The organism is Pantoea sp. X85, from assembly GCF_029623675.1.
Classification (GTDB): Bacteria; Pseudomonadota; Gammaproteobacteria; order Enterobacterales; family Enterobacteriaceae; genus Pantoea; species Pantoea leporis.
Genome location: NZ_CP121108.1, coordinates 3,936,210 through 3,948,290 on the forward strand (window position 1 = coordinate 3,936,210; position 12,081 = coordinate 3,948,290).

12 protein-coding genes are annotated in these 12,081 nt (G+C 55.8%); 5 read left to right on the top strand and 7 right to left on the bottom strand.

The genetic code is table 11. From position 1 onward, the window contains the following. The first annotated feature begins 93 nt into the window (after positions 1 to 93). Positions 94 to 1,008, top strand: coding sequence for a sugar ABC transporter substrate-binding protein (locus P6287_RS18350; protein WP_277974211.1), 915 nt, complete (start codon positions 94 to 96; stop codon positions 1,006 to 1,008). Between the two features lie 80 nt (positions 1,009 to 1,088). On the opposite strand, the gene P6287_RS18355 is transcribed toward P6287_RS18350, so the two are convergent. Beyond that, positions 1,089 to 1,583, bottom strand: coding sequence for a GNAT family N-acetyltransferase (locus tag P6287_RS18355; RefSeq protein ID WP_277974212.1), 495 nt, complete (start codon positions 1,581 to 1,583; stop codon positions 1,089 to 1,091). 64 nt (positions 1,584 to 1,647) lie between these two features. On the opposite strand from P6287_RS18355, the gene P6287_RS18360 reads away from it, so the two are divergent. Beyond that, complete coding sequence (locus P6287_RS18360) at positions 1,648 to 3,480, top strand: ABC transporter ATP-binding protein (protein ID WP_110867683.1); 1,833 nt, start codon at positions 1,648 to 1,650, stop codon at positions 3,478 to 3,480. Here the strand turns inward: P6287_RS18360 and P6287_RS18365 are convergent. The 4 genes from P6287_RS18365 to P6287_RS18380 all read right to left on the bottom strand — a co-directional run bounded on the left by P6287_RS18365 (position 3,477) and on the right by P6287_RS18380 (position 7,958). Then, positions 3,477 to 4,601: a GNAT family N-acetyltransferase gene (locus P6287_RS18365; RefSeq protein ID WP_277974213.1), complete on the bottom strand. Its 1,125-nt coding sequence runs from the start codon at positions 4,599 to 4,601 to the stop codon at positions 3,477 to 3,479. The genes P6287_RS18360 and P6287_RS18365 overlap by 4 nt on opposite strands. Before the next feature lie 275 nt (positions 4,602 to 4,876). Then, positions 4,877 to 5,668: a hypothetical protein gene (locus P6287_RS18370; RefSeq protein ID WP_277974214.1), complete on the bottom strand. Its 792-nt coding sequence runs from the start codon at positions 5,666 to 5,668 to the stop codon at positions 4,877 to 4,879. Further along, positions 5,652 to 7,616, bottom strand: a complete 1,965-nt coding sequence (locus P6287_RS18375; RefSeq protein WP_277974215.1) for a lipase family protein — start codon at positions 7,614 to 7,616, stop codon at positions 5,652 to 5,654. The genes P6287_RS18370 and P6287_RS18375 overlap by 17 nt, the downstream gene beginning before the upstream one ends. Positions 7,617 to 7,793: 177 nt before the next feature. Beyond that, positions 7,794 to 7,958, bottom strand: coding sequence for an MbeD family mobilization/exclusion protein (locus tag P6287_RS18380; protein WP_110867689.1), 165 nt, complete (start codon positions 7,956 to 7,958; stop codon positions 7,794 to 7,796). A gap of 208 nt (positions 7,959 to 8,166) precedes the next feature. On the opposite strand from P6287_RS18380, the gene P6287_RS18385 reads away from it, so the two are divergent. The 3 genes from P6287_RS18385 (at position 8,167) to P6287_RS18395 (ending at position 10,724) form a co-directional block, all read left to right on the top strand. Further along, a complete protein-coding gene (locus tag P6287_RS18385) occupies positions 8,167 to 9,066 on the top strand; it encodes a LysR family transcriptional regulator (RefSeq protein ID WP_277974216.1) in 900 nt (299 codons plus the stop codon). A gap of 99 nt (positions 9,067 to 9,165) precedes the next feature. Beyond that, the gene (locus P6287_RS18390) at positions 9,166 to 10,107 is read left to right on the top strand and encodes a glutathione S-transferase family protein (RefSeq protein ID WP_192415473.1); all 942 of its coding nucleotides are present in this window, start codon (positions 9,166 to 9,168) and stop codon (positions 10,105 to 10,107) included. 11 nt (positions 10,108 to 10,118) lie between these two features. Then, positions 10,119 to 10,724 carry a prolyl oligopeptidase family serine peptidase gene (locus P6287_RS18395; protein ID WP_277974217.1) on the top strand — a complete coding sequence of 202 codons (606 nt, stop codon included), beginning with the start codon at positions 10,119 to 10,121 and terminating at the stop codon, positions 10,722 to 10,724. Here P6287_RS18395 and P6287_RS18400 read toward each other — a convergent pair. Together P6287_RS18400 and crcB are read right to left on the bottom strand one after the other, a co-directional pair. Next, a complete protein-coding gene (locus tag P6287_RS18400; protein WP_217549840.1) occupies positions 10,721 to 11,518 on the bottom strand; it encodes a sugar phosphate isomerase/epimerase family protein in 798 nt (265 codons plus the stop codon). The genes P6287_RS18395 and P6287_RS18400 overlap by 4 nt on opposite strands. 106 nt (positions 11,519 to 11,624) lie before the next feature. Then, a complete protein-coding gene (crcB, locus tag P6287_RS18405) occupies positions 11,625 to 12,002 on the bottom strand; it encodes a fluoride efflux transporter CrcB (protein ID WP_101762757.1) in 378 nt (125 codons plus the stop codon). Between the last annotated feature and the right edge of the window lie 79 nt (positions 12,003 to 12,081).

Genomic DNA, 12,081 nt, shown 5'->3' on the forward strand with positions numbered 1-12,081 from the left:
TGGCGGCCTCGTAGGCTGAAAATGATTTCATTGAGCCATTTTTAAACTCAATGAAACATTCATTCTAATAACAAGCTTACTCTGGAGTCTGCGATGAAAACCCTCAAGGCGATTGTGTTGCTCGGCCTGCTCTCAACGTCAGCCTCGGCGCTGGCGGAAAAAATTGGCGTGTCGATGGCCTACTTCGATCAAAACTTCCTCACCATTATTCGCCAGTCGATTGATAAAGAAGCCAAAGCGCGTGGGCTTGATATTCAGTTTGAAGATGCACGCGGCGATGTGGGACGTCAGACCGATCAGGTGCAGAGTTTTATCGGTGCGGGCATGGATGCGATCATCGTCGATCCGGTCGATTCCGCCAGCACGCCGCAGCTCACCAGGCTGGCGCAGCAGGCAAAAATTCCGCTGGTGTACGTCAACCGCACGCCGGGCGATAAATCGCTGCCGGCCGGCGTGGTGTTTGTCGGCTCCGACGAGCGTGAATCCGGCACCTTGCAGATGGAAGCGCTGGCGAAAATGGCTAACTACAAAGGCAATGTGGCGATCATGATCGGTAACCTGACCGACGCCGGTGCGCTGCAACGCACCAAAGACGTTGAGCAAGTGGTGGCGAAATATCCCGGCATGAAAGTGGTACAGAAACAGCCCGCCAACTACGCGCGCAATGAAGGCATGGATTTGATGAATAGCTGGCTGGGCAACGATGAAGCGATTGATATCGTTGCGGCTAATAACGATGAGATGGCGATAGGCGCGGCCATGGCGCTGGCTAAAAGCAATAAAAAGGTGCTGATTGGCGGTATCGATGCTACGCCAGACGGCCTGAAAGCGCTGTCGCAGGACAAAATTCAGGTCACGGTTTTCCAGGATGCGGTCGGCCAGGGCAAAACGTCGGTGGATGTGGCACAGAGGCTGATCAAAGGCGAGAAAGTGGATTCACACGTGTGGATCCCGTTTGAGCTGGTGACCAAAGAGAATATGCAGAAGTACGTTGAGAAGAGTCAGTAAAAGGTCAAACGCGAGCGATGAATCGCGCCGCTACAACATGTGCAAAAACCGTAGCGGCGCAATTTATTGCGCAAAACCCATCAGTTTTTTAGTTTAGCCATCTGCACGATATCGTGATATTCGCCGTCGCGCAGGCAGGCTTTGCGCTTCACGCCCTCGCGCTCGAAGCCCAGCTTTTGATAAAGGCCCAGCGCGCGTTCGTTATCATGAAACACTTCCAGCTCAATGCGCATGATGCCGAGCCAGTTGAAGGCGTAATCGATGGCGTTGCGGATCAGCTTTTCACCAATGCCGCGCCCGCCAAACGCCGGATCGACGCTGATACCAAAACTGATGCTGTGACGCGTGCGCGGACGCTGTTCGACAAACAGCGTGAGCTCACCGACCATCGCACCCTCAATCTCCGCAACAAAGCCGATGTATCCCAGCTCATCCATCTTTTCGAATTTTTTCTGCCAGGTCGCTATGCTCGGACAAGGCAACTGCGTGGTCCAGCGATAAACGTCAGGATGGCTGTATAGGCGTTGGTAGGCGGCGGCATCGCCCGGCTCACGACCGCGAATGTGTAAATCCATGTCGGTAATCCCTTTTCACTTGCACTAAGCTGTTAACTCTCACCATTTCGGGAAGAGTGATTCTATGTTGTATCGCCGTTTTGAACGTTTTATCAATATTTTCCAGGATGCGCCAACCGATTCCCCACCCGCCAGCGTCTGGCCGTTCTACTTCTACTATCTGCGTCAGGTGTGGCCGAGCTTTGTCGCGCTGCTGATTGTCGGGCTGGCGCAAGCACTGATCGAAGTGGCGCTGTTCAGCTATCTCAGCCGCATCATTGACCTGGTTAATCACTCGACGCCCGCTTCGCTGTTCAGCGATAACTGGCAAATATTACTGTGGATGGGTTTTGTTGCGCTGATTCTGCGGCCGGTGGTGATTGCTGCGCACGATATGCTGGTGCATCAAAGTATTAACCCGAGCATGACCAGCATGATCCGCTGGCAGCATCACAACTACGTGCTGCGTCAAAGCCTGAATTTCTTCCAGAACGATTTTGCCGGGCGCATTGCCCAGCGCATCATGCAGACCGGTAACTCGCTGCGTGATTCGGCGGTACAGCTGGTGGACGCCATCTGGCACGTGGTGATTTACGCGGTGACCTCGCTGGTGCTGTTCGCCGAAGCCGACTGGCGCTTGATGATTCCGCTGGTGATCTGGATTGTGGCTTACAGCGTGTCGCTGAGCTTCTTTGTGCCGCGCGTTAAACAGCGTTCGGTGGTGTCATCGGAAGCGCGCTCGAAATTGATGGGCACCATTGTCGACGGCTACACCAACATCGCCACCATCAAACTGTTTTCGCATAACGATCTGGAGAAGCGTTACGCGCGCGAAGCCATTCAGGAGCAAACCGACAAAACCCAGCACGCCAGCCGCATGGTCACCACCATGGATATCACGCTCTCAACGCTGAATGGCTTGCTGATTGTCAGCACCTCCGGCCTGGCGCTGTGGTTGTGGAGCCAGTCGCTGATCAGCGTTGGCGCGATTGCGCTGGCGACCGGTTTGGTGATCCGTCTGGTGAACATGTCCGGCTGGATCATGTGGGTGGTGAACGGCATCTTCGAAAACATCGGCATGGTGCAGGACGGCCTAAATACCATCGCGCAGCCGCTGAGCGTGCAGGATGAACCGAATGCGAAAAACATGCAGGTGACGCGCGGCCAGATTCGTTTTGAGGATGTGCGCTTTGATTATGGCGGCAGCCGTCAGGTGATCAATCGCCTCAACCTCAACATCAAGCCGGGCGAGAAGATCGGTTTGATTGGGCCGTCTGGCGCCGGTAAATCCACCCTAGTGAATCTGCTGCTGCGGCTGTATGACATCAACAGCGGCCGCATTGTGATTGACGATCAGAACATCGCTGAAGTGACGCAAGAGAGCCTGCGCGGGCAAATCGGCATGATCACGCAGGACACGTCGCTGCTGCACCGCTCAATTCGCGAAAACCTGCTGTATGGTCGTCCGGATGCGACGGAAGAGGAGTTGCAGGCGGCGATTATCCGCGCGCGCGCCGACGAGTTCATTCCGCTGCTTTCTGATCCGCAAGGCCGCACCGGGCTGGATGCGCACGTGGGCGAGCGCGGCGTGAAGCTGTCGGGCGGTCAACGTCAGCGTATCGCCATCGCGCGCGTGCTGCTGAAAGATGCGCCGATTCTGATCATGGACGAAGCCACCTCGGCGCTGGATTCCGAGGTGGAAGCGGCGATTCAGGAGAGCCTGGAAACGCTGATGCAGGGCAAAACGGTGATTGCTATCGCGCACCGTCTTTCCACTATCGCCAAAATGGATCGTCTGGTGGTGCTGGAGCAGGGTGAGATTGTCGAGATGGGCAACCACCGCGAACTGCTGGCGCACGGCGGACTTTACGCGCGCCTGTGGCAGCATCAGACCGGCGGTTTTGTCGGCGCGGATTAATCACCACGCCGATACGGTAAGGCGTCGCGCGCTTCAATTGCCCAGCCGCGCACGCCTTCCCGTTCCTGCAGCAGAAAATCCGCCACCGCATCGCGCAAACCGGGATGACACAGATAGTGCCACGAGTGGGTAATGTGCGGCTCAAAGCCGCGCACCAGCTTATGCTCGCCCTGCGCGCCCGCATCAAAACGCTGCACACCTTCCGCGATGGCGAAATCCATGCCCTGATAGAAGCAGGTTTCGAAATGCAGACGATCAAACTCCGCCAGACAGCCCCAATAGCGGCCATACAGCGTGTTGCCGTCCATTAAGCAGAACGCCATCGCTGCCGGTTGCCCTTGTAGCGAGGAAATCACCACGCGAATCGAATGCGGCATGCGCTCCGCCAGCAGGCTAAAGAAGTGGCGCGTCAGATAGGGCCGCTGGCCGCGCACCGCGTAAGTGTTGGCATAACAGGTGTAAACAAAATCCCACTGATCTTCGCGCAGCTCATCGCCGCGATACCAGCTGAATTCAAAGCCGCTGCTCATCACCTGCTCACGCTCTTTACGCAATTGTTTGCGCTTGCGCGACATCAGCGTGTCGAGGAAATCCTGAAAATCGCGGTAGCCTTTGTTGTGCCAGTGATACTGCAAGCCGAGGCGCTCCAGCCAGTCTGGCTGCTGCTGCATGATGTGGTTGGCGAACGGCGTGGTGAAGTTGATGTGCGCGCCGCTCAGACCGTGTTGATAGAGGTTATCCGGCAGCACGCTGAGCAGTTTCAGCACCGCTTCTTCATCGCCCAGCAGGCGTGCGCCAGTCACCGGACTGAACGGAATCGCGCCCAGCCATTTCGGATAGTAAGGAATACCGGCGCGCTGACAGGCATCCGCCCACGCATGGTCAAACACATATTCACCGCGCGAATGGCGTTTGCGATAGCCCGGCAGCGCCGCACGCAGCGTGCCGTTTTCGCGCCACAGCAGGTGATCCGTCTGCCAGCCGTTTTCGGGCCGCACGCTGCCGCTCTCTTCAAGTGACAAGAGAAATGCGTGGCGTAAAAACGGTTGATCGTCAGGTAACAGCGCATCCCATTCGACGGCGGAGATCTCCGCCAGCGACGACAGATGTAGCAAAGACATTCACGGCTCCCGGCCAGATGAAAGCAGGCGCCTAGTTCAACAGGTTTTCCCGCGTGGGAAAAGGTGCAGCGCACTGAATGTGTAGGGGAACGGGTTCACTCCAGTTTTGGTAATTGCGGTTTCGTACACCCAGTTACCACAGTTCAGAAACTTGCCGGTCTCTGATCCTTCGGAAAAACCACCTTGCCGGGTGGTTTTTTCGTTTACAGAGCAAGAGATTACGCGCAGAAAAAAAGGATCTCTAGAAGATCCTTTTCAGAACGATAAACAAGTAACTATTTCATCCGAAGCAGTTTGTCGTAGTTCGGATAAATGTCATCGACCTTTTCAGTTGACCCATCTGGATACAATACGGTCATCCCTGGGCTATCCTTCCGGCTCTTAGGGGTTTCAAGACTAACTATTTTTTTTGAATATAATACTGGCTCGATAAGTATATGTTTTGAATCAAAAAGCCTGTAGTGGCGGCTCCATTTTTCATAGTTAGTATCTCCGCCAAACAGCGCTATAGTGTTCTCATTAAATACGCGATTAAAGACGGTCATGGGAAATAGCTCGTTTTTTAACGTTAAATCGCCATGAACTTCCCGCTTTCTGCCGGAACCTTCACCGCTTCCATAAGCCTGATCATCAAAACCAAAAACATAGCTTGTTGGAAGAATATGTTTCCCCGAGGCTAACGGATCATCTCCTTTCAGCTGTATATCAACCCTTATAGCACTGAGCTTCCATTCACATCGACCGCCCCCGTCAACGGCGACCCGCGCCTGCCGGATATCACCATTCCCCTGAGGTTGCAACGTCACCAGTTTAGGATTCAGCCCCCTGACCGCAGTCACATGCGACTCAGTGGTGTTGTCATAGACCTCTTTCCGACACGTCTCTGAGCGGTACAAAACATCCAGCGGCAGCGCCTCCGTTTCCTGCGGTAATTTTACGGTCACAGTCACCCAATCGTTACTCACAGGAGGGTTCAGCGTATAGTCCAGACGACTGGCGCAGCCGCTCAGCGGCAACAGTGCAATTGCCGGAAAAAGCGCCGCGAGCGTTTTAGTTAGACAGTTCAACTTCTTCCTCCGCAACCGATTTGAAACGAATGAGAGCATTTTCTCCGCCAGGATACTTTCGGGTAATAATCAGCGAATTCCCCACCATATCCTGCAGAGCCAGGAACATCCGGTTTCGCTTCAGCTCCTCCGGGGGAGAGCTGTCACCGAATGTGTCCATCTGCTGCCTGAAGTCGGCCCTGTACGTTTTACGGCCCAGCTTCCGCTCCGGATCAGCTATCTCGAGCAGTTGGTTATTCAGAAACGGCAGGTACTCTTTCACCATCGAGTGCCGGGCGGGGTTGCTCGCGTGGTCAAAAGCGGGGTTGGTATTGCGTGGGAAAATCTTCTGAATATCGGCCATCGGAAACTCGCTGATAAACGCCTCCTGCGCCTCTTTCGCCTCCTCGCTTTCTGTCTCTGCCATTGACGGAACGAGGAACAGCTTCACCTTGTACTGCTGGCTGTATTTCAGCCGTCTGCACGTATTCGGATTCATCATCACCCTGCATTCTTCGAATGAACCGGTCTGGGTAGTGCGGAAGAACACCACCGGCTTGCCGTGGTGCCAGTAGTGTTCCCCGATATACAGCCCTCCCATCTGCGCCGGCAGTTCGGTGGTCAGAGCCCAGAAAAAACCTAACGTGGCGCCGAGAGGCCCAAACTTGCCGTACAGCCAGTTGTCCAGATTGGCATCAAACGGCACGCTGGTGATGGTGTCGCTGTCGTTAACGTGCCGGTAATGGGTCACCTGATACAGGCGTCCCACCGCGTCCGCAGTGAAGGTGCGCGGCATACCGTAGGTGTAAAGGATCGGCTCAATAGCCTTCATCTCTGCAGCATAAGTCAGCCCCAGAGCGCCCCCAAGACTGTGCCCGCAGATAAACAATTTTTTCTTCCCATCTTTAGCAAGTGACGCTCTTATCGCTGAAAACTGTGCATCAAAACGCCGTTTAGCCAGATGGTAGGCATCTAAAAAACCGCCGTGAATACGCCCGGCTTTTGCCAGTTCAGCGGGACAGGGCTGTGGCGAAAAAGAGGCATCCGTCAGCCAGTCGGGGAGCTCCTGCGTTCCCCGCCACGACACCACCACCTGCTCTGCATTTTCGATGTAAAAAAGCTGCGTACTGTCGAGCAACGGACGATCGTTGTCACCACCACTTTTGCCTGCTGAATCAAGAAACTCGGCAGCGGTATAACGCTGACTGAACGGCACGTCAACGACCAGAGCCTGAGAAAACGACGGAAAGTCGATGTATTCGGGCGTGCGGGACAGATCCAGACACTGTTCAAAAAAGAACTGTTTTATGACCGTATCACCGCCCTTTGCGTAGGCCATATCGGCCATCACCCCAAGGTTATAGCCGTTTGCCAGCGAGTAATCTTTCGTGTCGTGCAGCACCAGCGACCACGCCCGGAATGGACAGACTTCGATGACATGTCGCTGATCCAGGCCTTCCCGCGCAATCGGCGTCCCTTTCATCACATCGCCGCTGGGGAAATGAAACCGGGGTGGCTCATTCTCTTTCCAGTTATCAATCACTGGAAGCCGGTCGCAGAGCTGTCCGATTGTCACGTAGTGGTGCCGCTGGCCGGCCGCATCCGCCTTTTTCTGCACGTCTGACTGCCATGTAAGATCCCGGGTGGCCGGCCTGGAACGGTTTTTACTTTCCGGATGGCTGTTCGGGTTGCGCCTGACGCCCAAGGGGCGCTGCTCCATCTCGTCAGCCAGCTGCTGCCCGTCAGCTTTTACGTTAACGCCGATCCAGTACAGGTTATCAAACCGCACCAGGCCCTGGCTGTCGGTGACGCCGACCGGCGGATTTGGCGGAGGCGTCGGATCGTAGCCGTCTTTGCCAAACCGTTTTGACGCAGCCACCTCCGCAGCCGTAGCCAGAGGATGATATTCAAGACTGACGTTCAGTCCGGAAACCGGCACGTTGTTTTCATCAACAAACTGCAACTCCATCCAGTATTTCCGGGGTTTACCCCGGCACAGTACGGTTTTAGATTTGGGTACAACGCTGGTTACACAGGTGTTATCGCCAACTATCTCCATTCCAATTCCATTTGATTTATAGGGTTAATGGGGGTTAATCATACCCCATTAGTTTCACACCTGAATTACTTTATTGAAAAATGCTCTTTAGATCAGACAGCCTCGCGGGTGAATTGAACATAACATCCGTTGCGTAGTGCCAAACATCGTTTGCAATTCCCCTAAGGCGGCGTCCCACTCCCTCATCCGCAGCGAATAGTCCTGCTGTAGCTGCTTTAATGCGCTCAGCAACTGTTTTTCCAGCTTTGTCATCGTTCGTTACTCCTGCACCAGTCTGACTGCGTTCTGCTTCGATTTCCCTTCCCCGACCGTCTAGCCCGGTGCGGCGGTTATCCACAGCGGACCGGCGCGATTTTGTAGGGTTGCCAGTCATGAACTGCACCCCAAATGCACAGTGCAGAATTTGACACGGGCGGCCCGCAGGCCGCACCCTACGATTTTCTCGTCAGCTGGAATGTTCATGGATCGCCTCGATTGTGACCGCATGTTTGTCGCCGTGCTGGAAGTGGGCAGCTTCGCCGGGGCGGCTGAACGCCTCGGCACCAGCAGCGGCCAGGCGTCGAAGCTGGTCTCCCGGCTGGAGCAGGAACTCGGGGTGCAGCTGTTTAAACGCAGCACGCGCGCGCTCTCGCCCACCGAAATCGGTCGCGCCTATTACGAGCGGGTAAAAACCCTGCTGGAAGCCTTTGATACGCTGGATGCCACGGTGCGCGACAGCGCCACTACGCCGAGCGGCCGCCTGAAAATCAGCGCGCCCGGTACCTTTGGTACTGCGGTGTTGGCCAGCGTGCTGGTGGAGTTCGCGCGTCATTATCCGCAGATCGAACTCGACGTGACCTTCTCCGATCGTGCAGTTAACATCGTCGATGAAGGCTTTGATATGGCGATCCGCATCGGCAAGCTTGATGACAGCAGCCTAATCGCGCGCCGCCTCGGCGATGTGCCGATCCGCGTGGCGGCGTCTTCCGGTTATCTGCTGCAACACGGCACGCCGCAGCACTGGCGCGATTTGGCGGCACATCAGTGCATCAGCGATACCAACTTCCGCGATCCCTGGCACTGGCCGTTTGTCACGCCGTGCGGCGACAGCGTCAGCATGCCGATTCGCGGTCGTCTCTGTTTCTCCAATACCGAAGCCTGTTTGCAGGCGGCGATCGCCGGATTGGGCATTGCGCGGCTACCAGGTTTTATTGCCGCACCCGCACTGCAGCGCGGTGAAATCGTCTCGCTATTAGAGGAATTCGCCACGCCGCCCATGGGCCTGTTCGCGCTCTATCCGCCGGCGCGTCATCTGGCGCAGAAAACCCGGCTGTTGATCGATTTCCTCGCCGCCCATTTCCAGCACCATCCGCCCGGCTAATTCCTTCCATTTTGGAAGCAATGAAAGCCATTTTGCCCGGATTATCGCCTAACCAGCAGCGCTGTATGCTCACTTCATCAACACTGAGGAGAGAAGACGATGCTGGTAAACGGTAAGTGGAGTGCAGAGTGGCATCCGGTGCAAGCCACCGATCAACAAGGCGGATTTGTGCGCCAGACCTCCAGTTTTCGTCACTGGATTAGTGCAGATGGTTCCAGCGCATTCGCTGCCGAGCCGGATCGTTATCACCTCTATGTGGCGCTGATTTGTCCGTGGGCCTCGCGCACGCTGCTGGCGCGCAGTCTGAAAGGGCTGGATAAGGTCATCAGCGTGTCGGTGGTTGAGCCGCAGCTCGGCGCGCAAGGCTGGCGCTTCGGTGATTATCCTGGCGCGGATCGCGACTGGCTGAATAAAGCCGAATACCTTCACGAACTCTACACCCGTGCCGATGCCGATTTCACCGGCCGCGCCACCGTGCCGGTGCTGTGGGACAAAAAGACGCAAACCATCGTCAATAATGAGTCAGCCGATATCCTGCGCATGCTGAACAGCGGCTTTGGCGCGCTGGCGGACGATCGCATCGATCTTTATCCCGAAGATCTGCGCGCAGAGATCGACGCGCTGAACGAATCGATCTATCCACGCCTGAATAACGGCGTCTATCGCGCCGGTTTTGCTACCACACAGGTGAGTTATCAGCAGGCGTTCAACGATGTGTTCAGCCAGTTAGATGAGCTGGAGCTGCGCTTGCAGGATGGCCGTACTTTCCTGCTCGGCGAGCGCTTAACCGAAGCGGATATCCGCCTGTTCGTCACGCTGGTGCGCTTTGACGCCGCCTATCACGGCCTGTTTAAATGCAACCTGCGCCGCCTGCGCGACTATCCGCTGCTCGATCGTTATCTAAAGAGTATGCTTTCGGTCTCTGGCGTGCGTCAGACGGTGAATATCGATCACATCAAGCAGGGCTATTATTCAATTAAAGCGTTGAATCCCAACGGCATTGTGCCGGTTGGCCCGGATATGGCGGCCTACGATTTATAAGGAACAGGGCGATGGCAAAAGCGTTAGTGATTTTTTTACATGGCGTCGGTAGCAACGGCGATGATCTCGCGGTGCTCGGCGAACATTGGGCGCGCCTGCTGCCGGATGTGGCGTTTGCCTCGCCGAATGCGCCCTATCCTTTTGAACACGCGATGGGATATCAGTGGTTTAGCCTGACCGGCATCACGCCCGAAAACCGCCCGGTGCGCGTGCGTGAGGCGCGCGCCGCCTTTGATGACACGCTGCAGCAGCTGATGGCGCAGCACGGCATGGCGGATGCGTGGGACAAAGTGATTCTGGTGGGCTTTTCGCAGGGTTCGATCATGGCGTTAGATGCGCTGGCGTCGGGCCGTTATCCGCTGGCTGGCGTGGTGGCCTTTTCCGGCCGTCTGGCATTTGATGGCGCATTAACGCCGCAGCCGTATACGCCTGCGCTGCTGATTCACGGCAAAGCCGATGAGGTGATTCCGTTTAGCGAAAGCGTATCGGCGGAGCAACGTTTACAGCAGGCTGGCGTGACGGTGGAAGCGCGTTATGAAGCGGCAACCGGCCACACCATTTCATCGCAGGGTGCGATGGATGCCGCCGGTTTTATTGCGCAATGTTTGCAGGATTAAGGCCAGTAACGATTTAACGCCTGCCACGCTTTTTGCGCAGCCACGTCTGCTGGCTGCGCCTTCAACTTATCGTTGAACACTTCAATGCCGACCGGCCCGCTGTAACCGGCACTTTTCAGCTTATCGACAAAGCGTTCCACTTCGATGATGCCATCACCCGGCAACAGGCGCTGGTGACGCGCGTACTCGCTGAGCGGCTGCTTATCCTGCGGTGGCATGTCGGCCATATCGCACAGCTGCACTTCGTAGATACGGTCGGCGGGAATGCCATCCAGCTGCGACGCATCGCCGCCTAACGCGCAGATGTGGAACAGATCAACCACCAAACCGATATTCGGCTGGTCCAGCCGTTGCAGCCGTTCCCACGCCAGCGGCAGTGTGTTATCTACGCTGCACCACGCCATCGGCTCATACATGATGCGCATGTTGTAACGCGCGGCTTCCGATGCCATCCAACGTAAATCTTCATCAATACGCGCCGCCACACAATCGTCACGCGTGCTGGCCGGTGCCTGAATGGTGTCGCAGCCGATGGTTTGGGCAATCTGAATAAACTGACGCAGCTCTTCGCGTTTTTGCTGGCGGTCGCGATCCGGCGCACCGGTGAAATCGCGTAGCACCTGCACATTGGTGAAGCCAAGCTGCAACTGCTTCGCTAACTGTGGCGTACTGGCTTGCACATCGTCGCGCCAGATCTCAACCTGATCGAAACCGGCGGCGCGTGCGGCACGCAGCTTCTCCTCAGGTTCACCGTTTAACAACACCAGGTTAAGGAATTTAGGGTTACAACGCATGACACAGCTCCTTAATCGTCCGGATAATCGGTGACAAATTCTGTGCGTCACGCGCACAGAATGGCGATCAGTATCTACCTCTGAGGAGTTATTTCAAGCGCGATGGTTATCCCAGCAGATTGACCGCAGCAAAACCGGCGAAGGTCATCAGCAGCGAACCAATAACATGCACCATCACGCTCGACATCGCCCAAAGGTATTTACCTGATTGTAGCAACCCAACAATTTCTGCAGAAAAAGTGGAAAAGGTGGTTAAGCCGCCACACAAGCCAGTGACAATTAACAGTTTCCAAAAGGGATCGATATGCGGATTACGCACAAAGAAAGCCAGCGCCGCACCGATGATAAAACCGCCCACCAGATTCACCATCAAGGTGCCGGGCGGCAAATTGGGAAACAGCGCGTTGAAACGTAATGAGATCAACCAACGCAGCGTACAGCCCACCGCACCGCCCAGCACCACCGCCAGTAACGATTTCAACATAGTTTGGAGCTCCTGAAATGAATGACGCGCAGGGCCGCGGCAGGACAGAATAACACCTGACACACCGCCGTCTCCCGCG